Genomic DNA, 24,965 nt, shown 5'->3' on the forward strand with positions numbered 1-24,965 from the left:
GTCCCCGCCCCCAGCGCATCCGCCGGCTCCCCCGCCGCGGGCTCCGCCCCCGCGACCCCCACGGACCCGGCCTCGATCGCCGCCTCCCGCGTGCGCGAGGCACGCGAGTCGGCCTCCGCCGAGGGCACGCCCCGCGCCCAGCCGCGCCAGGCCCTGGAGACGCTCGGCCCCGGCATCCGGGACGGCGCCGCCACCACCGCCTGGGAGAACACCGCCGCAGTGCGCAACGACACGGTCTCCGTGATGGACTGCACCCGCGACGTCCTGGACCAGCGCACCCTGGACGCCGTGGCCACCCACATCCCGGACGCCTCCACCTTGGAGATCGTGCAGCTCTTCGCCTCCCAGGACGAGACGCACGAGTTCCTCACCTGCGTGTACAACGGCTACTTCGAGTACAGCCCCGGCATGCCGCTGGCCCAGGTGCACTACCAGCACAACCTCGACAGCACCCGCCTGGACTGGTGCGAGGACGAGCCGGCCACCGTGGCGGACGAGTACACCTTCGACCCGGAGACCGGGAAGGGCCTGCTCGCCCTCCTGCGCCCCGGCATGATCGGCGGCCAGGACGGCGCCCCCCTCATGCCGCAGCGCACCGCCTGGGCCTGCAGCGAGGACGGCACCGAGCTGGTCTCCGTGACCATGGGCTCCATGGAGGGCTACGGCGACGCCAACGGCGGCCTCACCCAGGTGGAGAACTCGCCCGTGGCGGGGAGCACCACGCTCGTCACCCAGGCGCGCGACCACCTCGCGGACACCGTGCTCAAGGACGCCTCCCGCTTCCACGAGGTCATCGAGCTCAGCTCCCCGTTCTTCCTGGACGCCTCGATGGACGAGGAGTCCCTCGCCAAGGCCCGCGAGATCCCCACGGGCCGCGTGCCGGACGAGCTGCTGAACAACCAGTCCACGATCGACCGCCCCGAGGGCGCCCCCGGCCCCGTGGCCCCGGGCCAGCCCCCGCGCCCCTTCCAGGGCGCCGCCCGCGAGGCCGCCGAGTCCCAGCGCGCCGCCGAGGCCTCGGCCTCCGCCGCGGAGGCCTCCGCCTCCCGCGCCGCCTCCGGCTCGGGCACGCCGTCGCCGAGCTCCACGCCGGCCTCGCGCACCCCCTCGCCCTCGGGCACCGGCGGCTGACGGACACGGCCCCGGACACGACGACGCCCGGTCACCTCGCGGAGGTGACCGGGCGTCGTCGTCGGGACCGGGCCGTCGTCGTGCGGCCTCAGGCGCGCTCGGCCGAGAAGTGCCGGCGGTAGGCCCCGAGCGTGAGGAACGCGGGGTACTCCGGCGGCAGCGCGGACTCGCAGAACACGCGGCGCGCGTCCTCGAACCGGTGGCCCTCCGGCAGCGGGCCGGCGAGGATGCGGGCGTGCTCCTCGCGGACGAGCTGCTCCATCCACTCGCGCGAGGCGGTGCGGGTGCCGCCGTCCTCCAGGGCGACCGCGGTGCGGTTGTGCGCCCACTGCCAGATCTGCGAGCGGGAGATCTCGGCCGTGGCGGCGTCCTCCATGAGCCCGTGGATGGCCGCGGCCCCCTGGCCACGCAGCCAGGACTCGACGTACCGCATGGCCACCTCGATGTTGCGGCGCACCCCGGCCTCGGTGACCGAGCCCGTGGTGGCGGCGACGTCGAGCAGGCCCGCCTCGTCCGGCTCCACGTCCTCGCGGCGGCGCGTGCGGATCTGGTTCGGGGCCTCGCCGAGGACCTCGTCGAACACCTCACGGGCCACGGGCACGAGGTCCGGGTGGGCCACCCAGGAGCCGTCGAAGCCGTCGCGGGCCTCGCGGGCCTTGTCCTCGCGGACCTTCGCGAACGCGACCTCATTGGCCGCCTGGTCCCGGCGGTCCGGGATCACGGCGGACATCCCGCCGATCGCGGAGGCGCCGCGGCGGTGGCAGGCCCGCACGAGCTGCTCGGTGTAGGAGCGCATCATCGGCTGGGTCATGGTGACCTCCGCGCGGTCCGGCAGCACGTAGGCCGGGCCGCGGTCCCGGTAGTTCTTGATGAGGGAGAAGATGTAGTCCCACCGCCCCGCGTTGAGCCCGGCGGCGTGGTTGCGCAGCTGGTAGAGGATCTCCTCCATCTGGAACGCGGCCGTGATGGTCTCGATCAGCACCGTGGCGCGGATCGTGCCCTGGGGGATGCCGAGGGCGTCCTGGGCCGCCACGAACACGCAGTTCCACAGGCGGGCCTCGAGGTGGGACTCGAGCTTGGGCAGGTAGAAGTACGGGCCGTGGCCGCGGCGGACCAGCTCCGCGGCGTTGTGGAAGAAGTACAGGCCGAAGTCCACGAGGCCGCCGGCCATGGGCTCGCCGTCCACGCGGAGGTGGTCGTCGGTGAGGTGCCAGCCGCGGGGCCGGACGATGATCGTCGGCCGGTCCGTGAGCTCGGCCCCGCGCAGCCGGTACTCCTTGCCCTCCGGGCTCGTGAAGTCGATCCGGCCGCGGATCGCGTCGTACAGGTTCACCTGCCCGTCCAGCATCCTCTCCCACGAGGGCGTGGAGGAGTCCTCGAAGTCCGCGAGCCAGCCGGTGGCGCCCGAGTTCAGGGCGTTGACGGTCATCTTGCGGTCCACGGGGCCGGTGATCTCCACGCGGCGGTCCTTCAGGCCCGGGGCGAGCGGGGCCACGCGCCACGAGTCGTCCTCGCGGACCCGCTTCGTGGCCCGCAGGAAGTGCGGATCCCAGCCCTCGGTGATGCGCTGCCGGGTGAACTCGCGCTCCTCCAGCAGCCGCCGGCGGCGGTCCTCCGCCACCCGGTGCAGGCGACCGAGGAAGGCGAGCGCGTCCTCGGTGAGGATCTCCGCCTGGCGGTCGGTCACGGGGCCGTGGACGGTGACCACGGGGGCGGCGCCGGCGGGGGCAACGACGGGCAGCGCCTGGGTGCTGACGTCGTGCGGCAGCGGCGTGTGGGCGGCGGTGTCGACGGGCTCGTCGGTGTGGTGCAGGGCGGGGGCGGCGTGGTGCCGCCCGGAGGTGACTGTCGTGGTGGTCATGGGACTGCCTCCTGGGCGTGGGGAGCGGGCGGGTCGGCCGACGGCGGGCCGGGCTCAGTGGAACTGGCCGGACTCCGTGGAGCCCGCCAGGGCCACCGTGGAGCTGTCCGGGTTGATGGCGGTGGACACGGCGTCGAAGTAGCCGGTGCCGACCTCGCGCTGGTGCTTGGTCGCGGTGTAGCCGCGGGCCTCGTCGGCGAACTCGCGCTCCTGCAGCTCCACGTAGGCGGACATCTGGCGCTCGTGGTAGCCCTTGGCCAGGTCGAACATGGAGTGGTTCAGGGCGTGGAAGCCGGCCAGCGTGATGAACTGGAAGGTGTAGCCCATGGCACCCAGCTCGCGCTGGAACTTGGCGATGGTGTCGTCGTCGAGGTTCTTCTTCCAGTTGAAGGACGGCGAGCAGTTGTAGGCCAGCATCTGGTCCGGGAACTCGGCCTTGACAGCCTCGGCGAACTTCCGGGCCAGCTCGAGGTCCGGGGTGCCGGTCTCCATCCAGATCAGGTCCGCGTGCGGGGCGTAGGCCTTGGCGCGGGCGATGCAGGGCTCGACGCCGTTGCGGACCTTGTAGAAGCCCTCCGCGGTGCGCTCACCGGTGATGAACTCGGCGTCGCGCTCGTCCACGTCCGAGGTGATCAGCGTGGCCGCCTCGGCGTCGGTGCGGGCGATGATCACGCTGGGCACGTCGGCGACGTCGGCGGCCAGGCGGGCGGCGTTGAGCGTGCGGATGTGCTGGCCGGTGGGGATGAGCACCTTGCCGCCGAGGTGGCCGCACTTCTTCTCCGAGGCCAGCTGGTCCTCCCAGTGCACGCCGGAGGCGCCGGCGGTGATCATCGACTTCATGAGCTCGTAGGCGTTGAGCGGGCCGCCGAAGCCGGCCTCGGCATCGGCCACGATCGGCACGAGCCAGTCCTCGACGCTGCTGACGCCCTCGGCGTGCTCGATCTGGTCCGCGCGCAGCAGGGCGTTGTTGATGCGGCGCACCACCTGCGGCACGGAGTTGGCCGGGTACAGGGACTGGTCCGGGTACGTGTGGCCGGAGAGGTTGGCGTCCGCGGCCACCTGCCAGCCGGAGAGGTAGATGGCGCGCAGCCCGGCCTTGACCTGCTGGACCGCCTGGTTGCCGGTGAGGGCGCCGAGGGCGTTGGTGAAATCACCGCGGGCGTTCTCGTCCTTCAGCTGGGTCCACAGCTTCTCGGCGCCGCGGCGGGCCAGCGTGTGCTCCTCCTGGATCCGGCCGCGGAGACGGACGACGTCGTCCGGGGAGTAGGTGCGCTCGATGCCGGCCCAGCGGGGGTTGTGGTCCCAGTCATGCTGGAGCTGCTCGGCGGAGGCGGGAGTGGAGTGGTGGGGCTGGGTGGTCATGACGTCCTCCTGAGGATCGGTCCGGTTCGGTGAGGGGTTCGGTGCGACGTGTCCGTCGCTGCCGTTGACATCCACCTTGGCCCCGGGCAAGGCCCTCGGGAGCACAAAATCGGTGGAAACTCCGGTCGTTCCTGCCACTGGGTCAGAACGTGACGGCCCTTGCGCCCCGGTATGGCCTGGATCACACCAGCGGCCCCCCGCCTGTCAAGAATGTGACTTTCTTTCTGTCACACGTGATCTCCTCCCCGGTTCCGCCTACAGTTCCGCGCATGATGACCCGCCCGCTTCCCGAGGACAGCGCGACCGTGGACGCCGTCGCACTGGGCCGCCGCGTCCGGCACCTGCGCAAGCAGGCCGGACTCACCCTGGACCAGCTCGCGGACCGCACGGGCGTGAGCGGCTCGCACCTGTCCCTCGTGGAGAACGCCCGCCGCGAGCCGCGGCTCTCGCTGGTCCAGCGGATCGCGGAGGTCCTGGGCGTGCCGGTCGAGGACCTGCTCACCGGCCGGGCCCCCACCCGTCGGGCCGAACTGGAGATCGAGGTCGAACGGTTCGCGCGCTCGGAGCACTACGCCTCCCTCGGCCTGCCCCCGCTGCGCATCGGGCCCCGCACCCCCACCGAGGTCCTCGAGGTGATCGCGGGGCTGGAGGCCGAGCTGCGCCGTCGCCTGGAGGAGCAGGCCGCCACCCCCGAGGAGGCGCGCCGCGCCAACGCCCAGCTGCGCGCCCGGATGCGCGCGGTGGACAACCACTACCCCGACCTCGAGGCCGAGGCGCAGCGGCTGCTCGACGCGATCGGCCACACGGGCGGGCCGCTGGGCCTGCACGCCGTGTCCAGTCTCGCCGAGCACCTGGGCTTCACCCTGAGCTTCGTGGCCAACCTGCCGCACTCCACGCGCTCGGTCACGGACCTGAAGCACGGCCGCATCCACGTCAGCGGGGGCCGCGCCAGCGACCACGACCGGCGCACCGTGGTGCTGCAGGCACTCGCGGCCGCCGTCCTGGGCCACGGCGAGCCGCGGGACTACGAGGACTTCCTCTCCCAGCGGGTGGCCGTGAACTACCTCGCCGGCGCCCTGCTGATGCCGCAGCGGCCCGCGAGCGCCCTGCTGCGCGCCGCCCAGAAGCGCCGGGACCTGTCCGTGGACGACCTGAAGGACGCGTTCGGCGTCTCCTACGAGGCGGCCGCCCACCGCTTCACCAACCTGGCCACCGTGGACCTGGGCATCCGCTGCCACTTCCAGAAGGTCCACGAGACGGGGGTGATCCACAAGGCCTACGAGAACGACGGGCTCGTGTTCCCGGCGGACCACACGGGCGCCATCGAGGGCCAGGCCGCCTGCCGGCGATGGGGGGCCCGGCAGGCGTTCGGGCGCAGCGACCGGTTCCGCGCGCACACCCAGTACACGGACGCCCCGAACGGCACCTACTGGTGCACCTCGATGGTGGAGCACGGCCCGGACGGGCTGTTCGCCCTCTCCGTGGGCACGGCGTTCGAGCACGCTCGGCACTTCCGCGGAGCCGACACGCGGCACCGGATCACCTCCACGTGCCCGGACCCGCGCTGCTGCCGCCTGCCGGACCCGGCCCTGGAGGCGGAGTGGGGCGGGCACGTGTGGCCGGCGGCCCGCATGCACGCCCACCTGCTGGCGGCCATGCCCACCCAGGCGTTCCCCGGGGTGGACGAGGTGGAGGTCTTCGAGTTCCTCGAGTCCCAGCGGGACCGCACCCCGGGCGCGCCCGGGGCCGACGCGCCCGACGGCGCCGGGGGCGTCACGCCGTGACGCCGACGGCCCCGCACCTGCCGTGGCGCAGGTGCGGGGCCGTCGTCGTGCGGACAGGGCGCGCCCTGCCCGGCGCGGGCGGGTCAGCCGAGCTCGCCGGCCCGGCGGTCCCAGTCGTCGTGCTCGCGGTCGCGCGCCTCGCGGCGGTCCGCGCGGGCCTCGAGGCGCTCGATGCGACGCTCGAGGTCGGAGCCCTCGGCGTCGGCCCGGGCAGGGAGCTCACCGGCCGGGCGGCGCCCCTCGATCGCGTCGAGGCGCGTGCGCAGCTCCTCGACCTCCTTCTTCATCTCCTCGCCGGGCAGGGCGCGGCCGGTGACGAGCTGGACCACCTGCAGGGTGCCCCACACCAGGATGGCGACGATGGCGATCCAAGCGAACCAGGGGAGTCCTCCCAACATGACGGCTCCCGTCAGCCGATGCTGGTGCCGGCCGAGTTGAGCTCCTGGCACGCCTGCACGACGCGGGCGGCCATGGCCTCCTCGGCCTTGGCGCCCCACACACGGGGGTCGTACATCTTCTTGTTGCCGACCTCGCCGTCCACCTTCAGCACGCCGGCGTAGTTCTCGAACATGTGGCCGGCCACGGGGCGGGAGAACGCGTACTGGGTGTCCGTGTCCACGTTCATCTTGACGACGCCGTAGCTCACCGAGTCCGCGATCTCCTGGGCGGCGGAGCCGGAGCCGCCGTGGAACACGAGGTCGAACGGGCGCTCCTTGCCGAACTTCTCGCCCACGGCCTTCTGGATGTCCTCGAGGATCTGCGGGCGCAGCTTCACGTTGCCCGGCTTGTAGACGCCGTGCACGTTGCCGAAGGTCAGGGCAGTCATGTAGCGGCCCTGCTCGCCGAGGCCGAGGGCCTCGATGGTGGCGATGCCGTCCTCCACGGTGGTGTAGAGCTTGTCGTTGATCTCGTGGGCGACGCCGTCCTCCTCGCCGCCGACGACGCCGATCTCCACCTCGAGGATCTGCTTGTTGGCGTGGGTGCGGGCCAGCAGCTCCTTGCCGATGCGCAGGTTCTCCTCGAGGGTCTCGGCGGAGCCGTCCCACATGTGGGAGTTGAAGATCGGGTCGCGCCCGGCCTTCACCTCAGCCTCGGAGGCGTCCAGCAGGGGCATGACGAACTCGTCGAGCTTGTCCTTGGGGCAGTGGTCCGTGTGCAGGGCGATGTTCACGGAGTAGTTCTTGGCGACCTCGCGGGCGAAGGCGGCCATGGCCAGGGAGCCGGTGACCATGTCCTTCACGGAGGAGCCGGAGAAGTAGGCGGCGCCGCCGGTGGAGACCTGGATGATGCCGTCCGAGCCGGCCTCGGCGAAGCCGCGGATGGCGGCGTTCAGGGTCTGGGAGCTGGTGACGTTGATCGCCGGGTAGGCGAAGGCGCCGTTCTTGGCGGCGTCGATCATCTCGGCGTACTTGTCCGGGGATGCGATGGGCATGTTGCAGCTCCTAGGCGTCGTCGACTCAGGCGGGCTCGGGGCGCGCGACGGCGCGGCACCCTCGTCATCATTCTATCCGCGCGGGGCCGCGGCCCCCAGGGCCCGGGGACGCACGACGGCGGCGCGGCAGGCGACGACGACGCCCCCCGTCGGCGCCCGGCCGACCGGTGACGGGGACGCCGCGGGAGCCTAGAGTGGCGCGCGTCACATTCCTCGCCCACGGGAGGCCCCATGTCACGCCGTCGCCGCGTCCGCCCGCTCTCCACCGCCGCCGCCATCGCCGTCGCCGCCGGCCTCTGCGCCCCCAGTGCCCTCGCCCAGGACCCGGCCCCCGCCCCGGACGCACCCGAGGTGCGCTCCGCCGTCGAGGACCTGTCCCGGCCCGCGAGCCCCGCCGAGGAGCGCAGCTGGGACGCGGCCCGCGCCGAGCTCGCCGAGGACACCGCCGGCGACGCCTTCTACCGGCCGCCCGCCACGATCCCCGCACGGCCGGGCACGCTGATCCGCAGCGAGCCCAGCGCGTTCTACCTGGACCCGGTGAAGCTGATCCGGGTGCCGGCCCGGGCCACGCGCATCCTCTACTCCTCCGTGGACGCGCAGGGCCGCCCCATGGCGGTCTCCGGCACGGTCCTGACCCCCACGGCCCCGTGGACGGGCGCCGGCGAGCGTCCGGTGATCGGCTACGCCGTGGGCACGCAGGGCGCCTCCGACCGCTGCGCCCCCTCGCGCACACTCTCCACCGGCGAGCAGTACGAGGGCGTGGGCATCACGTCCCTGCTGGACCGCGGCCACACCGTGGTGGTCACCGACTACGAGGGCCTCGGCACCCCCGGGGCGCACACCTACATGGTCCGCGAGTCCCAGGCGCACGCCGTGCTGGACTCCGTGCGCGCGGCCGCCCAGGTGGACGGCGCGGAGGTCACCGCGAACTCCCCCGTGGCGCTGGCCGGCTACTCGCAGGGCGGCGGGGCCTCCGCCGCCGCGGCCGAGCTGGCCCCCGCCTACGCCCCCGAGCTGGACCTCAAAGGCGCCTACGCGGGCGCCCCGCCCGCCGACCTCGTGCAGGTCACGGACCGGATCGACGGCGGCTCGTACTCCGCCTTCCTGCTGTACGCGATGAGCGGGCAGCTGGCGGCCTACGACGTCGACCCGGCGGTCCACCTGAACGAGCACGGCAGGCAGGTGCTCACCGACGCCGTGGAGACCTGCGTGACGGACAGCGGGGAGCACGGCTCCCTGGACTCCTCCGCCCTGACGCACACCGGGCAGTCCTTCCCGCAGCTGGTGCGCACCGACCCGCAGCTGGCCGGGATCCTCGCCGAGCAGAAGCTCGGGGCGGAGGGGCGCCGCCCGGAGGTGCCCGTGATGATCGCCCACTCCCTCACGGACGACGTCATCCCGTACCGCACCGGCCGGGAGCTGGGGCTGCGCTGGTGCGCCGAGGGCGCCCGCGTCCGCTTCGACCCGGTCCTCACCCCCACCCACATGGGCGGCTACGTGGCCGCGCTGCCGCGCATGCACTCGTTCCTCGACGCGGCGCTGGCCGACCGGTGGACCCCGAACTCCTGCGGCTGGTTCTGAGCGTTCGGTAGCGTGCGGGGCGGGTGCGGCGGACGCCGGGCCCGCCCCGCCGTCGTCGAACCCGAGCACAGGAGCACCGCATGCGCGCCGAGCAGGTCACCGATCCCATCGCCTATCACGGCGAGGGCCCCGTCTGGGCCGAGCACTGGGGCACCGCCGCGTCCGGCCTGGCCGCCGGCGGGGGCCTGCGCTGGGTGGACATGCTCGCCGGGGACGTGCTGTCCCTGCGCGCGGACGGTGCCGTGGAACGCACCCACGTGGGCGACGTGGCCGCCGTCGTGCGTCCCCGCGCCGGCGGCGGCGCCGTGCTCGCGGTGGAGCGCGGCTTCGCGCTGATGAGCCCCGAGGGCGAGCTCACCACGCTGCCCGAGCTGTGGGGCCCCGAGGCCGGGCTGCGCATGAACGAGGGCGGCTGCGACCCGGACGGCCGCTTCCACGCCGGCTCCATGGCGTACGCGAAGACGCCGGGCGCGGCGAGCCTGCACCGCCTCTCCCCCGGGCCGGACGGTGGCGCCGGCGAGGTGGACGTGGTGCTCACCGGCGCGACGACGTCCAACGGCCTGGAGTGGTCCCCGGACGGGTCGCTGGCGTACTACAACGACACCCCGACGCGGCAGGTCGCGGTGTTCGACTACTCCCGCGAGGAGGGGCTGACCAACCGGCGCGTGCTGGTGGACGTGCTGGACGGCGAGGGCAAGCCCGACGGGCTGACCGTGGACGCCGAGGGCGGCATCTGGGTGGCCGTGATCAGCCACGGGCAGATCCACCGCTACACGCCCGAGGGGACGCTGGACGAAGTGGTGGAGGTGCCCGTGCAGAAGACCACCGCGTGCACCTTCGGCGGCGAGGACCTGGGCACCCTCTACATCACGACGTCCTGGGAGAACATGGAGCGCGGCGAGGACCCGCTGGCCGGCGCGCTCTTCGCGGTGCGCCCGGGCGTGACGGGCCTGCCCGCCCGCCCCTTCGCCGGCTGAGCCTTCCCCGCCGCCCCCGCTTTCGTGCGGGAAACGGGAACCTTCCGGGCGTTTTCGTGTGGGAAACGGGAGCCTCCCCGGTACTTTCGTGCGGGAAACGGGAGTCTTCCGGGCGTTCTCGTGTGGGAAACGAGAAGCATCCCCGTCGCACCCAGGCGGCCCGCGCCGTCGTCGTTCCTCAAGACGACGACGTCGGCGCGCCCCCGTGCTGCCGCACCCAGGCGTGCATCGCGATCCCGGCGGCCACCCCGGCGTTGATCGAGCGCGTGGACCCGTACTGCGCGATCGACAGCACCGCCGCGCTCGCCGCCCGCACCTCCTCGGACAGCCCCGGCCCCTCCTGGCCGAACACCAGCACGCACTCCCGCGGGAGCTCGAACGACTCGAGCGGCACGGACTCGGGGAACAGGTCCACGCCGAGCACGGGCAGCCCCTCGGCCGCGGCCCAGGCCGTGAACTCCTCCACCGTGGCGTGGTGCCGCACGTGCAGGTACCGGTCCGTGACCATGGCGCCGCGGCGGTTCCAGCGCCGCCGCCCGATCACGTGCACGCCCGCCGCATTGAAGGCGTTGGCGGTGCGCACCACGGTGCCGATGTTCAGGTCGTGCTGCCAGTTCTCGATGGCCACGTGGAAGGGGTGCCGCCGCGCGTCGAGGTCCGCGACGATCGCCTCGAGCGTCCAGTACCGGTACGCGTCGACGACGTTGCGCCGGTCGCCGTCGCGCAGCAACTCTGGGTCGTAGCGCGGGTCCTCGGGCCAGGGCCCCTCCCACGGGCGGACGCCGACCTCCCGCTCCTCCCGGCCCTCCCGCTCCTCCCGCTTTTCCCGCGTTTCGGGTGAGTTCTCGGAGGTCCCGGGCCCCACGACCCCCGACAAGTCGCCCGAATCTCCAGGGAGGGGCGGGGTGGGCTGGGGCGTGCTCAGCGTGCGCCCTCGCGGTCGACGGCGGCCCACGCGGCCCCGGCGGACACCGCGGCCACGGACAGCACGGCCGGCCACGCGCCGATCTTCTTGGCGAGCGGGTGGGAGGCCCCGAAGCCGCCCAGGTACAGCGCCGTGAGGCCTCCGGCGACGGCGGGGCCGCGCTTGGCCAGCCACGTGCGGCCGGCGTAGGCGCCGGCGGCCGCCAGCACCACGCCGCCGAGCGGCCGGATGCCGGTCTCGCGGGCGGTGAGGTAGCCGCCGATCAGGCCGAACGCGGCGATCGGGGCGGTGGTCACGGCGTGGGCGGGGAGCAAGGTCCTGCCGTCGCGGACGACGGGGGCGGCGTGGCGCGGAGAGTTCATGCCGCCACGGTAGCGCGGCGCCCCGGGCCCCGTCCGTGACCCGACGACGGCACGCGAACCGGGGTGCCGCCGTCGGTGAGAATGGGCGGGTGACGATGATCGACAACGCCGTGTACGTGGACGGCCGCCGGGTCCACGCCCCCTCCACCCTGGAGGACACGTGGGAGGCCGCGGAGGCGTCGGGCGGCATGGCCTGGCTGGGGCTGTACCGGCCGGACGCCGGCGAGCTGCGCGCCGTCGCCGACGAGCTGCACCTGCACCCGCTGGCCGTGGAGGACGCCCTCGAGGGCGGCGAGCGGGCCAAGCTGGACCGGTACGGCGAGGACTGGTTCATGGTGCTGCACCCGGCGCGCTACGTGGACAGCACGGAGACCGTGGAGTTCGGGGAGATCGGCATCTTCACGGGCGATCGCTACGTGGTGACGGTGCGCCACGCCGAGGAGCCGGACCTCGCCGCCGTCCGGCGCGTGCTGGAGACGGAGGGCCGCGAGCGCCTCGCCCTCGGACCGTGGCAGGTGACGTTCGAGATCCTGGACAAGGTGGTGGACGACTACGTGCCCGTGGCCGACGGGCTGGAGCAGGACATCGAGGAGATCGAGGACCAGATCTTCTCCGGGGCCGGCCACGTCTCCCGCCGGATCTACGAGCTCTCCCGCGAGGTGCTGCACTTCCAGCACGCCATCCGCGCCCTGCCGGTGATCGTGGAGCAGCTGCAGGAGGGCGCCCGCGCACGCCTGCGCGAGGAGGAGCACCGCCGGGAGGTCGGCGCCCCGCGGACCGGGGACGTGCACGAGTGGGACCAGGACGAGCTCAGCGAGGAGGGCGTGTTCGAGGTCGAGAACCTGCGCCGGCTGCGCGACGTCCACGACCACGCCGTGCAGATCAACGAGCGCGTGACGGCCATGCGGCAGATGCTCGCGAACGCCCTGGAGCTGGACTCCACGCTCGCGTCCAAGCGGCTGGCGGAGCAGTCGATCGAGCAGAACGAGCAGGTCAAGCAGATCTCGTCCTGGGCGGCGATCATCTTCGCGCCGCAGCTGGTGGGCTCGATCTACGGCATGAACTTCGACGGCATGCCCGAGCTGCACTGGGCGTTCGGCTATCCGTTCGCCCTGGGACTCATGCTGGCGGTGGCCCTCACGCTGTTCGTGCTGTTCAAGCGCGCGGACTGGCTCTAGGCGGGCGGGCAGTCCGAGGCTCAGTCGAGGCCGAGCTCGTCCTTGCCGAACGCGTACAGGTACGGCACGTCCGCCTCCTCGGCCACGCGCTCGGCGGCGCCGGTCGCACGGTCCACGATCACGGCCACGGCCTGGACGTCGCCGCCCGCGTTGCGCACGCCCTCGACGGCGGTCAGCGCGGAGCCGCCCGTCGTCGAGGTGTCCTCCAGCACGACGACGCGGCGACCGTCCACGCCCGGGCCCTCCACCTGCCGGCCCATGCCGTACGACTTCTGCGCCTTGCGCACCACGAACGCGTCGAGCGCGCGGCCCTGCGCGCCGGCCTGATGCATCATCGCGGTGGCCACGGGGTCGGCGCCCATGGTCAGACCGCCCACCGCCTCGAACTCGATCCCGTTCTCCTCGAGCAGGCGCAGCATCACGCGGCCGATCAGCGGGGCGGCCTCATGGTGCAGGGTCACGCGGCGCAGGTCCACGTAGTAGTCCGCCTCCTTGCCGGAGGACAGGGTCACCCGGCCGTGCACCACGGCCAGCTCCTGGATGAGCTCCTTGAGCCGCTCGCGGTCCTGCTCGGGCGTGGGGACGGTGGGGGTCTGCGCGTCGGTCATGCCGCCCATGCTAGTGCGGGCCCGACCGCCCCTGCCGCTTCCGTCCCGGCCTGGCTAGGCTCGGGCCATGAGCGAGATCCCGCATGACGATGCCGCCGTCCAGCACCCCTCCGGCCTGCCCCTGGCACACTGGCTCACCCTCACCGAGGGACTGATCGCGACGCGCGTGGCCGAGAGCCTCGAGGAGCACGGCCTCACCCGCGCCCAGTGGCAGCTGCTGAACACCCTCACGGTGGCCCCGCAGTCCCGTGCCGAGCTCGAGGCCGGCTTCGAGGAGGAGCACCGCGGGGCGGTGTCCGGTCAGATCGAGGAGCTGGTCGAGTCGCGCTGGGTGACGGTGGAGGGCGACCTCTACACCCTCACCGCCACGGGTCGCACCGCGGGCGCCCGCGTGGGCGAGGCGGTCGAGGCCCTGCGTGCCGAAGCGACGGCGGACGTCCCGCGGGACCAGATCGACGACGCCGTGCGCGTCCTGCGCCGCATCGCCCGCAACCTGGGGCACCCCGACGCCTGAGCCGGCGTCGCCGGCCGCCCCTGTCCCGGTGCCCGGGGCGCGCCCTACGCTGACCGGCATGCGTGAACTCCAGCAGCAGATCATCGCCGAGCAGGGCGTCCGGCCCCAGATCGACCCCGCCCAGGAGATCGAGCGGCGGGTCGAGTTCCTCGTGGACTACCTCGAGGCCACCGGGGCGGCCGGGTTCGTCCTGGGCATCTCCGGCGGCGTGGACTCCACGGTGGGCGGCCGGCTGGCCCAGCTCGCCGTCGAGCGCCGCCGCGCCCGCCTCGGGGCACCCGACGCCGTCGCGCTCGGCGGTCCGGAGGCCCCCCGCGGCGCCCCCGCCACGGACGAGGCCCCGTCCCCGCAGCGCCCGCAGTTCACGGCCGTGCGCCTGCCGTACCGGCAGCAGAAGGACGAGGCCGACGCGCGGGCGGCCATGGACTTCGTGGACGCGGACCGGGAGATCACCCTGGACATCGCCGCGGGCGTGGAGGGCATCGCGAGCGCGTTCGTTGAGGCGACCGGCGACGAGATCGCGGACTTCGACAAGGGCAATGTCAAGGCGCGCATGCGCATGGTGGCGCAGTACGCGCTGGCCGGGGCGCACCGCCAGCTGGTGATCGGCACGGACCACGCGGCCGAGGCGGTCACGGGCTTCTACACGAAGTTCGGCGACGGCGGCGCGGACGTCCTGCCGCTGTCCGGGCTGAACAAGCGCCAGGTGCGGGCGCTGGGCCGCGAGCTCGGCGCCCCCGGGCACCTGTGGAACAAGGTGTCCACCGCGGACCTGCTGGACGGGAACCCCGGCCGCACGGACGAGGACGAGCTCGGCATGACCTACGAGCACATCGACGACTACCTCGAGGGCGGGGACATCCCCGAGGAGGCCGCGGAGAAGCTCGAGGGCATCTGGCTGCGCAGCCGGCACAAGCGGACCATGCCGGTGACGGTCCACGACGACTGGTGGCGCTGAGCCGGGCCTGGCTCGTCCGCCCCCTCCACTAGCCTGGACGGGTGAAGATCGCCACCTGGAACGTCAACTCCCTCCGTGCCCGCGCCGACCGCGTCGAGGCCTTCCTCGAGCGCCATGACATCGACGTCCTGGCCATCCAGGAGACCAAGTGCCGGGACGAGAACTTCCCGTGGGAGCTCTTCGAGCGCGCCGGCTACGAGGTGGCCCACCACGGCATCTCGCAGTGGAACGGCGTGGCCATCGCCTCCCGCGTGGGCCTCACGGACGTGCAGCGCGGCTTCCCCGGCCAGCCGCACTTCGGCAAGGGCGGCGTCGACCCGCAGGAGGAGTCCCGCGCGCTCGGCGCCACGGTGGGCACCGAGGCGGGCGACGGCGTCGCCCCGGTCCGCCTGTGGAGCCTGTACGTGCCCAACGGGCGCGGCCTGGAGGACGAGCACATGGGCTACAAGCTCGAGTGGCTGCGCGTGCTCCAGGAGCACGCGGCCGCTCGCCTCGCCGAGGACCCGGACACCCGGCTCGCCCTGACCGGCGACTGGAACATCGCTCCGCAGGACGAGGACGTGTGGGACATCGAGCTGTTCCAGCGCGAGGGCTACACGCACGTCTCCCCGCCCGAGCGCGCGGCGTTCCACGCGTTCGAGGACGCCGGGCTGGTGGACGTGGTGCGCCCGCGCCACCCCGGCCCCGGCGTGTACACGTACTGGGACTACACGGGCCTGGCCTTCCCCAAGAAGAAGGGCATGCGCATCGACTTCCAGCTGTGCTCCCCCGCCCTCGCACGGACGGTCACGGACGCCTGGATCGACCGCGAGGAGCGCAAGGGCAAGGGCGCCTCGGACCACGCGCCCGTGGTCGTCGAGCTGGGCTGAGCCACGGACGAGCCCGCGATGACCCACGACGACGACGGCCCGCCCCCGGGTGTCGCGCGCGGCACCGCGCACCTGCGCGTCTTCCAGCCGCTGGCCGCGTTCCCGGACGCAGTCCAGGCGCGACTGATCGCCGGCGGCCACCGCACCCGTGCCGAGGTCGAGGCCGAGGCGGCCGAACGGGCCCGGCGTCGCCTGGCCCGGCCCGTGGCCGACCCGTTCCCGGAGCCCGGCGAGGACGACCTGGTGCGGGTCCTGCAGGACGAGCACCGTTCCGCGTTCTACTGCCCGGACGAGCGGGGCCTGCGGGCCGAGATGGCCGCGGCCATGCTCGAGGAGACCATGCTGCCGCGGCTGCACGAGGCCGCCATCCCGCCGGCGGCACGCGCCATGAACCGCGGCCGCGCGCTCGTGGCGCTCGAGGAGGAATGGGGCCTCTCCCCCGACCCGGACGCGGCGGGCGAGGACCCGCAGGACGAGGACGGCGCGTCGGAGCACCACCGCGTGCAGACGCGCACGGCCACGTGGGGTGTGCCGCACGGCTGGCTCACGGTGTTCGACCCCGAGGAGCCCGTGCAGCGCCTCGTGGACGGCGAGCGCACGGCGTACCGGCGCGCCCCGATCGTGGCCGCCCGGGAGCGGGCCGGGCACGCGGCGGCGGTGCTCGCGCGGCACGCCCCGGACGCGGAGCTGATCGGCGAGCTCACGGTGATGGTGGAGTGGCTCGGCGCGTTCCACCCCGACTCGTGGGTCGAGCTGGACTACGGCGGCCTCACGCGGCATGTGTGGCCGGACGACTCCGTCTTCGACCTGTGGACGCTCATCGACGCCCTCGAGGAGGGCGACGAGGCGACCGCCGGCGTCGCGCAGGAACGGCTGAACCGCCGCTGGGCCGCCGTCGGGATGCTGGCCCGCGCGAACTGAGCCGGCCGCTCAGCCCTGCGGCATGCGGCCCAGGAACGGGGCCGGGTCCAGGGCGGGTTTCTTCGAGGCCTCGAGACGGGCCCGGAAGGCCGGGTCCACGTCCCCCACGTAGAGCCAGCCCAGCAGCCGCTCGTGGTCGCCGAGCCCGTGGGCCGCGCGCACGGCGGGGGCGTCCGTGTACAGGCCGGAGCGCCACATCACGCCCCAGCCGGCCTGCCACAGCGCGAGTTCGAGCAGGTGCGCGGCGCCCGCGGCGGTGGCGTCCTGTTCCCAGCCCGGCACGCCGGGGTGGGGCCGGTGCGAGGCGACGACGGCGATCAGCAGCTCCGCCCGGTACGGCTTGGGGTTGACCTCGCCCCGCTCCCGCTCGGTGCCGGCGGCCGCGTCGAGGGCCTCGCCGAGGCGACGGCGGTCCTCACCGCGCAGCAGGATGAGCCGCCAGGGGCGCAGCGCCTTGTGGTCGGCCACGGGGGTGACGGCCGCGAGCAGACCCGCGAGCTCCTCGTCCGTGGGGGTGGACGGGCCCACCTGGGACACGGAGCGGCGCGAGGCCATGGCCTGCAGGACGGGATCCTCGAAGTGCCTCATCCGGCCATTGTGGCCGACCGCGCCGGACGCCCGAGATGCACACCACGCCGCCGGCGCCGCCCACGCGGGGCGCGCGCTCCGGCGTCGGGCCTAGGGTGGATCCCATGACCACGCACCGCCTGAGCACCCCGCCCTCGGAAGCCCGGAACCGGCCCGTCACACCTTGGTGGGTGGACGCCGTGATCTACCAGGTGTACCCACGCTCCTTCGCGGACGCGGACGGGGACGGCATGGGCGACCTGCGCGGCGTGACCTCGCGCCTCGACTACCTGGCCCAGCTCGGCGTGGACGCGATCTGGCTCTCGCCCTTCTACCTCTCCCCGCAGCACGACGCCGGCTACGACGTCGCGGACTACCGCGCCGTGGACCCGCGGTTCGGCACGCTCGCGGACGCGGACGAGATGATCGCCGCCGCGCACGAGGCCGGCATCCGCGTGGTCGTGGACCTCGTGCCGAACCACACCTCGTCCGAGCACGCGTGGTTCCAGGCCGCCCTGGCCGCCGGCCCCGGTTCCCCCGAGCGCGCCCGCTACCACTTCGCCGAGGGCCGCGGCGAGCACGGCGAGCTGCCCCCCAACAACTGGGAGTCCACGTTCGGCGGCGGGGCCTGGACCCGTGTGACCGAGGCGGACGGCACCCCGGGCCAGTGGTACCTGCACCTGTTCGACACCACGCAGCCGGACCTGAACTGGGAGAACGAGGAGGTGCGCGAGGAGTTCCGCTCCATCCTGCGGTTCTGGCTGGACCGCGGCGTGGACGGCTTCCGGGTGGACGTGGCCCACGGGCTCATCAAGCAGCCCGGCTACCCGGACACCGAGCACTCCCGCATGGGCATGGTCACGGACGCGGGCGAGGACGCCGACCCCACGTTCGACCCGGACACCTTCGAGCCGCTCACCCCGTTCATGGACCAGGACCGCGTCCACGAGGTCTACCGGGACTGGCGGCGGGTCCTGGACTCCTACGGCCACGAGCCGATGATGGTGGCCGAGGCGTGGGTGGCCCCGCTCTCGCGCATGTTCCGGTACGTCCGCCCCGGCGAGATGCACCAGACCTTCAACTTCACCTACCTCATGGCGGGCTGGGACGCCGTGTCGCTGACCCACGCGATCGACCGGTCCTTCGAACAGGCCGATCGGGTCGGCGCCCCGAACACCTGGGTGCTCTCGAACCACGACACGGTGCGCCACGCCTCCCGCTACGGCCTCGCGGACCCGAGCTCCTACCCCGCCGGCATCACGGCCGAGGACGAGCAGCCGGACGAGGCGGTCGGTCGCCGTCGGGCCCGCGCCGCCGCGATGGTGGAGCTGGGCCTGCCCGGCTCCGCGTACATCTACCAGGGCGACGAGCTGGGACTCCCCGAGCACACCACCCTGGCCGCCGAGCACCGCCAGGACCCGTACTTCTTCCGCACGGACGGCAAGGAGCCCGGCCGCGACGGCTGCCGCATCCCTCTGCCGTGGGCCGCGGACGAGCCGTCCTACGGCTTCTCGACCCCCGCGGACGACGACGGCCCCGCGTCCGCCGCCGAGGGCGTCGCCGCACCGTGGCTGCCCCAGCCCGCGTCCTTCCGGGCGCTGGCGGCGGACCGGCAGGTCGGCGTCGAGGGCTCCGTGTTCGAGCTGTACCGGCGTCTGCTGCAGATCCGCGGCGAGCTCGACCTGGGCACGGGCACGTTCGCCTGGTCCGAGCACCACGACCCCGCACGCGGCGTGCTGGCGTTCACGGTCACCTCGGGCGGCGGCCGGCACCTGGGCTCGGGCAAGCCGATCCCGGCGCGCACCGTGCTCGTGATGGCGAACCTGTCGACCGATCCCGTCGATCTGCCCACGGGCCATTCCCGGGCCCTGTTCTCCCTCGAGGAGGCGGAGGCCGTCCAGGACGGGCGGCTCGCGCACGACGCCGCCGCGTGGCTGCTCATGGACTGAGCCGGAGGCGCTCCGGGACCCGCCGGGGCGCCACAGACCTTCCGCGAGGAATCGGCGGTGGCTGAAGTCACATCATCCGGCCCGGCCGGACGAACGCGTCGTAACGTCCACGATGACTTGCATCACACCGAACAAAGTGGCATGAACCCTGTGTCTCGAGTCACCATGGCGTGTCCTGATCCACCCCCTTCGAGCGGAGACTTCACGTGAGCACCTCCCCCTCCGGCTCCCGCGTCGCCGAGCCCGGCGCGGCCACCGTGGACCGCGGGCAGCTGCACCGCGGCCTGAGCCAGCGGCACATCATGTTCATCGCCCTGGGCACGGCGGTGGGCACCGGCCTCTTCTACGGCTCGGCCGGCGGCATCCAGGCCGCCGGGCCGGGCGTGATCCTGTCCTTCCTCATCGCCGGCGCCGCCGTGTTCCTCGTGATGCGCGCCCTCGGCGAGATGACGCTCCGTGAGCCCGTCTCCGGCTCCTTCGCCGCCTACGCCTCCCGCTACCTCGGCCCCTTCGCCGGCTATGTGACCGGCTGGACCTTCGTCTTCGAGCTGGCCGTGGTGATCGTCGCGGACACCGCCGCCATCACCAAGTACATGGCGTTCTGGTTCCCGGGGGTCCCGGCCTGGGCCTGGGTCGCGGCGACGATCCTCGTGGTCGGCCTGATCAACTTCACGCACGTCGGCAACTTCGGTGAGGCCGAGTTCTGGCTGACGCTCGTGAAGGTCGGGGCCATCATGGCGATGATCTTCGGCGGCGTGATCCTGCTCTTCACCGGCGCCTCCACCGCGGACGGCACCCAGGCCAGCCTGGCGAACCTCGTGGACCACGGCGGATTCCTGCCGCACGGCATCCTGGGCGTGCTGACCGCGCTCACCATCGTGACCTTCTCCTTCGGCGGCATCGAGACCCTCGGTGTGGCCGCGGGCGAGGCCAAGAACCCGGAGAAGGTGCTGCCCAAGGCCATCAACACGGTGCCGATCCGCATCCTGTTGTTCTACGTGCTGACGATGGCGGTCATCATGGCCCTCATCCCCTGGAACCAGGTGGACGGCAAGGCCAGCCCGTTCGTGCAGATCTTCGAGGGCCTCGGCGTCCCCTTCGCCCCGCACCTGCTGAACTTCGTGGTGCTCACGGCCGCCGTCTCCGCGATCAACGCCTGCATCTACGCGTCCGGTCGTCTGCTCTACTCGATGGCCCACGACGGCCAGGCACCCCGAGCCTTCACCCACACCAACCGCGGCGGCGTGCCGTGGCTGTCCGTGGCCGTGATGCTGGGCGTGATGGTGCTCGGCGCGGTGCTGATCACCGTGGACCCGAACGCCTTCAGCCTGGTGGCCGGCGTCGCCTCGTTCGCCGTGGTGCTGACCTGGGCCATGATCTTCCTGTCCCACCGCGCCATGCGCAGGCGCGTCGCGGAGCAGGGCGCGGAGCCGTCCCCCTTCCCCATGCCGCTGGGTGACGTCGGCACCTACCTGGGCCTGGCGTTCGTGGCCACCGTGGTGATCACCATGGCCACCATCCCGGATTCGCGCCAGGCGCTCATCATCGGTCTCGTGTGGGTCGCCGTCCTGACCCTCGCCTGGTTCGTCACGGGCACCCGCGCGTCGGCCGCGGCCCACAACCGCACCGGCACCCTGCCGGTGGTCCGCACCCGCCAGTCCCACGAGGACTGACCCCCCGGACGAGAACGGCCCCTGTCCCGCGCGGGACAGGGGCCGTTCTCGTCCGGGCCGGGAGTGCACCCAGGGGGCCGGACGTCAGTGCTCGTAGCGGCGCAGCCGGGTGCGGCGCGGCCCGTCCGAGGCCGGGACGCCGGCGGCCGCATCGGCGATCCGCTGCTGGTGGTCCCGGCTGAGCGAGGCCCACCACTGCGAGGCCGCCACGGGGCCGGCGTCGACCACCTCGTCGTCGTCGGACTCGAGGCCCAGGCGGTCCTTGATGGAGGCCAGCATGGCCTGGCGGCGCACCGCCTCCACCCGCGCCACGGAGTAGCCGAGCGAGCGGAACGTGGCCAGGCAGATCAGCAGCATCAGCACGGAGAACGGCAGGCCGATCGTGATGGCCAGGACCTGGATCGCGGACAGGCCGCCGGCGGCCAGCAGGGCCGCGGCCATGAGGGAGGTGGCGATGGCGAAGAAGATCTTCACCGCGGCCTTCGGGTTCACGTCGCCGCCGGTGGCGAGCATGCCCATCACGAGCGAGCCCGAGTCGGCGGAGGTGATGAAGAAGATGCCCGAGAGGATGATGGCGCCGACCACGAGGAACACCCCCGCGGGCAGCTGCTCGAGCACCTGGAACAGTGCGGTGTTCGAGTCGATGGCGCCGTCCGCGCCCACCACGGAGGTGTACCCGGCCGGGCGGGTGGTCTCGAGGAAGATCGCGGTGCCGCCCAGGATGCCGAACCAGACCACGCCCACCATGGTGGGCACCAGCAGCACGCCGGCGAGGAACTCGCGCACGGTGCGACCGCGGGAGATGCGGGCGATGAAGATGCCGACGAACGGCGTCCAGGACATCCACCAGCCCCAGTAGTACGCGCTCCAGCCGGCCTGCCATGCGTCGCCGTCGGCATCGTAGAACGCGGAGACGTTGAGCGAGTTCGCGAAGAAGTACTGCATGTAGGAGCCGAGGGACTGCACCATCTCCTTGAACAGGAACGCGGTGGGTCCCACGATCGCGATGAACAGCAGCAGGCCGGCGGCCAGGATCAGGTTGGTGTTGGACAGCCACTTCATGCCGCGCTCGACGCCGGAGACCACGGTGTAGAGCACCACGCAGGTGACCGCGCCGATCATGGCGTACTCGAGCCAGGGGCTGTCCTCGGGCACGATGCCCAGCGCGCGCAGGCCCGCGGACATCTGGGTGACGCCGAGGCCCAGCGAGGTGGCCACGCCGAAGACGGTGCCGATGAGGGCGATGTTGTCGATCAGGTGGCCCCAGCCGCCGCGCACGCGGCGCTCGCCGATCAGCGGCTCGAAGGCCCAGCGCAGCGCGAGGGGACGGCCACGCCGGTGGATGGCCAGCGCGACCGCCACGCCCACCACCGCGTAGATCGCCCAGGGCTGCAGGCCCCAGTGCAGGAACGTGGTGGCCAGCGCCGACTGGGCGGCCTCCGCCTGGGTGGGGTTGGCGGCCGCCACGTCGGGCCGCGGCGAGGTGAAGTGCATGAGCGGCTCGGTCATGCCGAAGAACACGAGGCCGATGCCCATGCCCGCCGCGAAGAGCAGGGAGAACCAGGACAGCGTGGAGAACTCGGGCTTCTCATCGGGCTTGCCGAGCGTGATCTGCCCCTTCCGGGAGAACGCGAGGTAGCCGCAGAACAGCACGAAGAACAGGGCGACGAGGGCGTACCACCACGAGAAGTTCGTGATGATGGCCTGCTGGACCAGGCCGATGCCCACGGTCATCTGCTCGGGGGCGAGCAGCGTGGCCACCACGAAGGAGAGCACGATGACCGCGGAGGGCCAGAACACCCACGGCAGCAGGACGCGGGCGCGGGTCGCGGCGTCCGAGGAGGCCGGGGCGACGGCGCCGCTCGCCTCACGGGCGTCGGCGGCGCCCGCGGCGGGGGCGGCGGGATGCGCGCCGGCGGGGCCGGGCGGGGCGGACGGATGGGAGGGCGGGATCGACTCGCTCATTCTCAACACACTACGGGGCGTGTCTGATAGAGGGGGCCCGGGGCCCCGGCAGGCATGGAGGGACTCACCCCGTCCCGTGAGGGGCCTCACCCTGTCCGGCCCGCATTCCTGGCCGCGGCCGGGGGCGCGTCACTACCGTGGGGGCACCCCGCTCCCCCGCACACGCGAGGGGGCGCCCGCCCCGCCCGGGGCGGAGAAGACCACGAAGGGACGCCACCATGACCAGCACCCCGTACGAGGACGGCATCGACCAGCGCGAGCTGCAGGAGGACCTGCTGGCGGAGCCGGACTCCGCCACGGATCCGGGGCCCCAGGACGGCCGAGACGGCCAGCCGGTGCGCGGCAGCTCCGACGACCCGCAGCACTGGGCGGGCGACGGCCGCGCCGAGGACTCCCTGCGCAACGCGGAGTCGGCGGCCATGCACATCGAGCAGGACGCCGAGGACCGCACGCGCGCGGACGAGGGCGACGTCGAGATCCTCTGACGCCTGAGATGCCCTGACGGCCAGGATCCTCTGACGGCCGGCCGGCCGGCCGGGCGCGGTCTCGCCCGTGCCCGGCGCACCGCGCGCTCGCCCCTCAGCCCTGGTCCGGCATGCGGCCCGTGCGCAGCAGGGCGAGCGCGTCCTCCCGCCCCAGGAGCGGCTGGCGCATCTCGTCGCGCAGGAACTCGAGCATCGCGGCCGAGAGCCGCGGGTCCTCCGAGGCGATCGCGTCCACCGCCGTGGCAGCGTGGAAGTCGCGGGCGAAGGCGTCCGTGGCGGTCTGGAACACGCAGCTGTGGGTGGAGACGCCGCAGAGCAGCAGCCGGCCCACGCCGCACCGCCGCAGCTGCGCGTCCAGGTCGGTGCGGTGGAACGCCGAGTCGCGGGTCTTCACCACCTCCACGGCGCCGCGGGCCGCGCGCGCCACCTCGTCCAGCACGGCCGCCTGGCGCGTGCCGGGGAACGCGAAGCCCTCACCGTCCTCGAACATGTTCAGGGTCCACGTGGAGCGGTCCCGCTCGTGCTCCGTGCGCACCAGCACCACGGGCCGGCCCGCCTCCACGGCGGTCCGCACCAGCTCGACGACGGCCTCCGTGAGCTCCGCCTGACGGGCGGCCAGGTCGGGATGCTCGAAGTAGGAGTACTGCATGTCGACCACCACGAGGGCGGTCTCGCCGACGGAAGGGCGCTCTTCGGCTATCGGCTCGGGGGCGGGTGCGGAGTCGGGCATTGTCCCAGTCTGGGCGCCGCCTCGCGCCCTGTCAGCCGTGCATCGCCCGGAGCCGCGTCAACCGTGCATCGCCCGGAGCCGAGCAGGCCCCCGGCACGACCGAGCCACCCCGGGCACGACGAAGGCCCCCCGCGTCTGCGGGGGGCCTTCTCGAAGTGGTGGCTCCGACCGGCGTCGATCCGGTGACCTTACGATTTTCAGTCGTACGCTCTACCAACTGAGCTACAGAGCCCGGCGACCTTCGTCACCAGGATCATGCATCACCGGACTCCGTTTCCGAATGCCGGTGATCGGATGATCCGAGCGACCCTGACGGGACTTGAACCCGCGACCTCCGCCGTGACAGGGCGGCGCGCTAACCAACTGCGCTACAGGGCCTTGTTCTGTTGTTCTCGCTGCTTTCGCAACGAGTGGAGACTCTACCAGAGCTTCCGCGCCTCGTGCAAACCGGCTTCGCCGCTCTGCACTCCGGCCGCCGAGGGCGGCCGTTCTGCGTACCCCCAACGGGATTCGAACCCGTGTCGCCGCCGTGAAAGGGCGGTGTCCTAGGCCTCTAGACGATAGGGGCAGGTCCGGTTCGAGATTCCCGAGGTGGACCCTGGGAGTCTATGGTGGCCGCACGCCCACGGGCAAGTTCCTCCCCGGGGCCGCCCGCCGTCGTCGTGCCCCGCCGTCAGGAGCCCCCGTGAGCCACCCGCCCTCCCCCGGGACCCCCGCCTCCGCCTGGATGAGCGAGCAGGAGTTCGACGACGCCGTCTCCGCCGCCCTCACCCGCATCCCGGACGAGCTGGCGCGCCTGCTGACGAACGTCGTCGTGGTGGTGGAGGACGAGTACGAGCCCCAGCGCTGGGAGAACCCGGACACCGAGCTGTTCGGCCTCTACGAGGGCGTCCCGCTGACCGAGCGCGCCGAGATGCCGTGGCAGATGCCGGACCGGATCGTGGTGTTCCGCGGCCCGCTCACCCGCCACTGCACCTCCCGCGCCGAGCTGGAGCACGAGATCACCGTGACCGTGATGCACGAGGTGGGGCACTTCTTCGGGATCGACGAGGAGCGCCTGCACGAGCTCGGCTGGGGCTGAGCGGCGCCCGCGCCTGACCGCGGGCACGACGACGGCGGACGGCCTCGCGTGC

At 73.1% G+C, this 24,965-nt stretch carries 23 protein-coding genes and 3 tRNA genes; 13 read left to right on the plus strand and 13 right to left on the minus strand.

Annotated features, from left to right (window positions below; all coding sequences use genetic code 11):
* Positions 1-1,131, plus strand: a 1,131-nt coding sequence (locus NWP10_RS01010; RefSeq protein WP_258299569.1) for a hypothetical protein, incomplete at its 5' end; no start/stop codon positions are given.
* Between the two features lie 88 nt (positions 1,132-1,219).
* On the opposite strand, the gene aceB is transcribed toward NWP10_RS01010, so the two are convergent.
* Both aceB and aceA read right to left on the minus strand, forming a co-directional pair.
* A complete protein-coding gene (gene aceB / locus NWP10_RS01015) occupies positions 1,220-2,992 on the minus strand; it encodes a malate synthase A (RefSeq protein WP_258299571.1) in 1,773 nt (590 codons plus the stop codon).
* A 54-nt stretch (positions 2,993-3,046) separates the two neighbouring features.
* Entirely contained in the window at positions 3,047-4,354 is a 1,308-nt protein-coding gene (aceA, locus tag NWP10_RS01020) for an isocitrate lyase (protein WP_017489055.1), read from the minus strand.
* A gap of 269 nt (positions 4,355-4,623) precedes the next feature.
* Here aceA and NWP10_RS01025 point away from each other — a divergent pair, with 269 nt between their 5' ends.
* Positions 4,624-6,138 carry a helix-turn-helix domain-containing protein gene (locus NWP10_RS01025; protein WP_158493618.1) on the plus strand — a complete coding sequence of 505 codons (1,515 nt, stop codon included), beginning with the start codon at positions 4,624-4,626 and terminating at the stop codon, positions 6,136-6,138.
* 83 nt (positions 6,139-6,221) lie between these two features.
* On the opposite strand, the gene NWP10_RS01030 is transcribed toward NWP10_RS01025, so the two are convergent.
* Together NWP10_RS01030 and fbaA are read right to left on the minus strand one after the other, a co-directional pair.
* Positions 6,222-6,536 carry a hypothetical protein gene (locus NWP10_RS01030; protein WP_020480210.1) on the minus strand — a complete coding sequence of 105 codons (315 nt, stop codon included), beginning with the start codon at positions 6,534-6,536 and terminating at the stop codon, positions 6,222-6,224.
* Between the two features lie 11 nt (positions 6,537-6,547).
* Positions 6,548-7,570, minus strand: a complete 1,023-nt coding sequence (fbaA, locus tag NWP10_RS01035; protein WP_258299573.1) for a class II fructose-bisphosphate aldolase — start codon at positions 7,568-7,570, stop codon at positions 6,548-6,550.
* Positions 7,571-7,801: 231 nt separating this feature from the next.
* On the opposite strand from fbaA, the gene NWP10_RS01040 reads away from it, so the two are divergent.
* Together NWP10_RS01040 and NWP10_RS01045 are read left to right on the plus strand one after the other, a co-directional pair.
* The gene (locus tag NWP10_RS01040; RefSeq protein WP_258299574.1) at positions 7,802-9,151 is read left to right on the plus strand and encodes a lipase family protein; all 1,350 of its coding nucleotides are present in this window, start codon (positions 7,802-7,804) and stop codon (positions 9,149-9,151) included.
* Between the two features lie 80 nt (positions 9,152-9,231).
* The gene (locus NWP10_RS01045; RefSeq protein ID WP_248194082.1) at positions 9,232-10,128 is read left to right on the plus strand and encodes an SMP-30/gluconolactonase/LRE family protein; all 897 of its coding nucleotides are present in this window, start codon (positions 9,232-9,234) and stop codon (positions 10,126-10,128) included.
* Positions 10,129-10,306: 178 nt separating this feature from the next.
* Here NWP10_RS01045 and NWP10_RS01050 read toward each other — a convergent pair whose 3' ends face one another.
* Both NWP10_RS01050 and NWP10_RS01055 read right to left on the minus strand, forming a co-directional pair.
* Entirely contained in the window at positions 10,307-10,993 is a 687-nt protein-coding gene (locus NWP10_RS01050; RefSeq protein ID WP_375162457.1) for a TrmH family RNA methyltransferase, read from the minus strand.
* Positions 10,994-11,049: 56 nt separating this feature from the next.
* Complete coding sequence (locus tag NWP10_RS01055; RefSeq protein ID WP_017489595.1) at positions 11,050-11,415, minus strand: hypothetical protein; 366 nt, start codon at positions 11,413-11,415, stop codon at positions 11,050-11,052.
* Positions 11,416-11,504: 89 nt separating this feature from the next.
* Between NWP10_RS01055 and NWP10_RS01060 the strand changes: the two genes are divergently transcribed.
* The gene (locus NWP10_RS01060) at positions 11,505-12,593 is read left to right on the plus strand and encodes a magnesium and cobalt transport protein CorA (protein WP_258299575.1); all 1,089 of its coding nucleotides are present in this window, start codon (positions 11,505-11,507) and stop codon (positions 12,591-12,593) included.
* 20 nt (positions 12,594-12,613) lie between these two features.
* Here NWP10_RS01060 and pyrE read toward each other — a convergent pair whose 3' ends face one another.
* Positions 12,614-13,210: an orotate phosphoribosyltransferase gene (gene pyrE, locus NWP10_RS01065; protein ID WP_020480212.1), complete on the minus strand. Its 597-nt coding sequence runs from the start codon at positions 13,208-13,210 to the stop codon at positions 12,614-12,616.
* A 58-nt stretch (positions 13,211-13,268) separates the two neighbouring features.
* Between pyrE and NWP10_RS01070 the strand changes: the two genes are divergently transcribed.
* The 4 genes from NWP10_RS01070 to NWP10_RS01085 are packed head-to-tail and all read left to right on the plus strand — an operon-like array spanning position 13,269 to position 16,463.
* Positions 13,269-13,715, plus strand: coding sequence for a MarR family winged helix-turn-helix transcriptional regulator (locus tag NWP10_RS01070; RefSeq protein ID WP_017489592.1), 447 nt, complete (start codon positions 13,269-13,271; stop codon positions 13,713-13,715).
* A 58-nt stretch (positions 13,716-13,773) separates the two neighbouring features.
* Complete coding sequence (gene nadE / locus NWP10_RS01075; protein WP_258299576.1) at positions 13,774-14,673, plus strand: ammonia-dependent NAD(+) synthetase; 900 nt, start codon at positions 13,774-13,776, stop codon at positions 14,671-14,673.
* Positions 14,674-14,714: 41 nt separating this feature from the next.
* Entirely contained in the window at positions 14,715-15,542 is an 828-nt protein-coding gene (locus NWP10_RS01080; protein WP_017488998.1) for an exodeoxyribonuclease III, read from the plus strand.
* 18 nt (positions 15,543-15,560) lie between these two features.
* Positions 15,561-16,463, plus strand: coding sequence for a hypothetical protein (locus NWP10_RS01085; RefSeq protein WP_258299577.1), 903 nt, complete (start codon positions 15,561-15,563; stop codon positions 16,461-16,463).
* A 9-nt stretch (positions 16,464-16,472) separates the two neighbouring features.
* Here NWP10_RS01085 and NWP10_RS01090 read toward each other — a convergent pair whose 3' ends face one another.
* Positions 16,473-17,051, minus strand: a complete 579-nt coding sequence (locus NWP10_RS01090) for a nitroreductase family protein (RefSeq protein WP_258299578.1) — start codon at positions 17,049-17,051, stop codon at positions 16,473-16,475.
* Between the two features lie 104 nt (positions 17,052-17,155).
* On the opposite strand from NWP10_RS01090, the gene NWP10_RS01095 reads away from it, so the two are divergent.
* Positions 17,156-18,979 carry a glycoside hydrolase family 13 protein gene (locus NWP10_RS01095; protein WP_258299579.1) on the plus strand — a complete coding sequence of 608 codons (1,824 nt, stop codon included), beginning with the start codon at positions 17,156-17,158 and terminating at the stop codon, positions 18,977-18,979.
* A gap of 206 nt (positions 18,980-19,185) precedes the next feature.
* Complete coding sequence (locus NWP10_RS01100; protein WP_258299580.1) at positions 19,186-20,652, plus strand: amino acid permease; 1,467 nt, start codon at positions 19,186-19,188, stop codon at positions 20,650-20,652.
* Positions 20,653-20,736: 84 nt separating this feature from the next.
* On the opposite strand, the gene NWP10_RS01105 is transcribed toward NWP10_RS01100, so the two are convergent.
* Complete coding sequence (locus tag NWP10_RS01105; protein WP_258299581.1) at positions 20,737-22,617, minus strand: BCCT family transporter; 1,881 nt, start codon at positions 22,615-22,617, stop codon at positions 20,737-20,739.
* 218 nt (positions 22,618-22,835) lie between these two features.
* On the opposite strand from NWP10_RS01105, the gene NWP10_RS01110 reads away from it, so the two are divergent.
* Positions 22,836-23,102 (plus strand): hypothetical protein, encoded by a 267-nt coding sequence (locus tag NWP10_RS01110; RefSeq protein ID WP_258299582.1) that lies wholly within the window; start codon positions 22,836-22,838, stop codon positions 23,100-23,102.
* A gap of 94 nt (positions 23,103-23,196) precedes the next feature.
* Here NWP10_RS01110 and NWP10_RS01115 read toward each other — a convergent pair whose 3' ends face one another.
* From NWP10_RS01115 to NWP10_RS01130, 4 genes are all read right to left on the minus strand, one after another.
* Complete coding sequence (locus NWP10_RS01115; RefSeq protein ID WP_258299583.1) at positions 23,197-23,832, minus strand: cysteine hydrolase family protein; 636 nt, start codon at positions 23,830-23,832, stop codon at positions 23,197-23,199.
* A gap of 156 nt (positions 23,833-23,988) precedes the next feature.
* A tRNA-Phe gene (locus NWP10_RS01120) sits at positions 23,989-24,064 on the minus strand.
* Between the two features lie 72 nt (positions 24,065-24,136).
* Positions 24,137-24,210 (minus strand) — tRNA-Asp (locus tag NWP10_RS01125).
* A gap of 117 nt (positions 24,211-24,327) precedes the next feature.
* A tRNA-Glu gene (locus tag NWP10_RS01130) sits at positions 24,328-24,400 on the minus strand.
* Positions 24,401-24,517: 117 nt separating this feature from the next.
* Between NWP10_RS01130 and NWP10_RS01135 the strand changes: the two genes are divergently transcribed.
* Positions 24,518-24,913: a metallopeptidase family protein gene (locus NWP10_RS01135; RefSeq protein WP_258299584.1), complete on the plus strand. Its 396-nt coding sequence runs from the start codon at positions 24,518-24,520 to the stop codon at positions 24,911-24,913.
* Positions 24,914-24,965: the final 52 nt, after the last annotated feature.

It is taken from the genome of Micrococcus sp. HG099 (genome assembly GCF_024723355.1).
GTDB classification, from domain to species: domain Bacteria; phylum Actinomycetota; class Actinomycetes; order Actinomycetales; family Micrococcaceae; genus Micrococcus; species Micrococcus endophyticus.

Excerpts from the sequence above, each read along its gene's own strand:
- aceB (WP_258299571.1), bottom strand. The coding sequence starts at position 2,992 with ATGACCACCACGACAGTCACCTCCGGGCGGCACCACGCCGCCCCCGCC.
- aceA (WP_017489055.1), bottom strand. The coding sequence starts at position 4,354 with ATGACCACCCAGCCCCACCACTCCACTCCCGCCTCCGCCGAGCAGCTC.
- NWP10_RS01025 (WP_158493618.1), top strand. The coding sequence starts at position 4,624 with ATGATGACCCGCCCGCTTCCCGAGGACAGCGCGACCGTGGACGCCGTC.
- NWP10_RS01030 (WP_020480210.1), bottom strand. The coding sequence starts at position 6,536 with ATGTTGGGAGGACTCCCCTGGTTCGCTTGGATCGCCATCGTCGCCATC.
- fbaA (WP_258299573.1), bottom strand. The coding sequence starts at position 7,570 with ATGCCCATCGCATCCCCGGACAAGTACGCCGAGATGATCGACGCCGCC.
- NWP10_RS01040 (WP_258299574.1), top strand. The coding sequence starts at position 7,802 with ATGTCACGCCGTCGCCGCGTCCGCCCGCTCTCCACCGCCGCCGCCATC.
- NWP10_RS01045 (WP_248194082.1), top strand. The coding sequence starts at position 9,232 with ATGCGCGCCGAGCAGGTCACCGATCCCATCGCCTATCACGGCGAGGGC.
- NWP10_RS01055 (WP_017489595.1), bottom strand. The coding sequence starts at position 11,415 with ATGAACTCTCCGCGCCACGCCGCCCCCGTCGTCCGCGACGGCAGGACC.
- pyrE (WP_020480212.1), bottom strand. The coding sequence starts at position 13,210 with ATGGGCGGCATGACCGACGCGCAGACCCCCACCGTCCCCACGCCCGAG.
- NWP10_RS01070 (WP_017489592.1), top strand. The coding sequence starts at position 13,269 with ATGAGCGAGATCCCGCATGACGATGCCGCCGTCCAGCACCCCTCCGGC.
- nadE (WP_258299576.1), top strand. The coding sequence starts at position 13,774 with ATGCGTGAACTCCAGCAGCAGATCATCGCCGAGCAGGGCGTCCGGCCC.
- NWP10_RS01085 (WP_258299577.1), top strand. The coding sequence starts at position 15,561 with ATGACCCACGACGACGACGGCCCGCCCCCGGGTGTCGCGCGCGGCACC.
- NWP10_RS01090 (WP_258299578.1), bottom strand. The coding sequence starts at position 17,051 with ATGAGGCACTTCGAGGATCCCGTCCTGCAGGCCATGGCCTCGCGCCGC.
- NWP10_RS01095 (WP_258299579.1), top strand. The coding sequence starts at position 17,156 with ATGACCACGCACCGCCTGAGCACCCCGCCCTCGGAAGCCCGGAACCGG.
- NWP10_RS01105 (WP_258299581.1), bottom strand. The coding sequence starts at position 22,617 with ATGAGCGAGTCGATCCCGCCCTCCCATCCGTCCGCCCCGCCCGGCCCC.
- NWP10_RS01110 (WP_258299582.1), top strand. The coding sequence starts at position 22,836 with ATGACCAGCACCCCGTACGAGGACGGCATCGACCAGCGCGAGCTGCAG.
- NWP10_RS01115 (WP_258299583.1), bottom strand. The coding sequence starts at position 23,832 with ATGCCCGACTCCGCACCCGCCCCCGAGCCGATAGCCGAAGAGCGCCCT.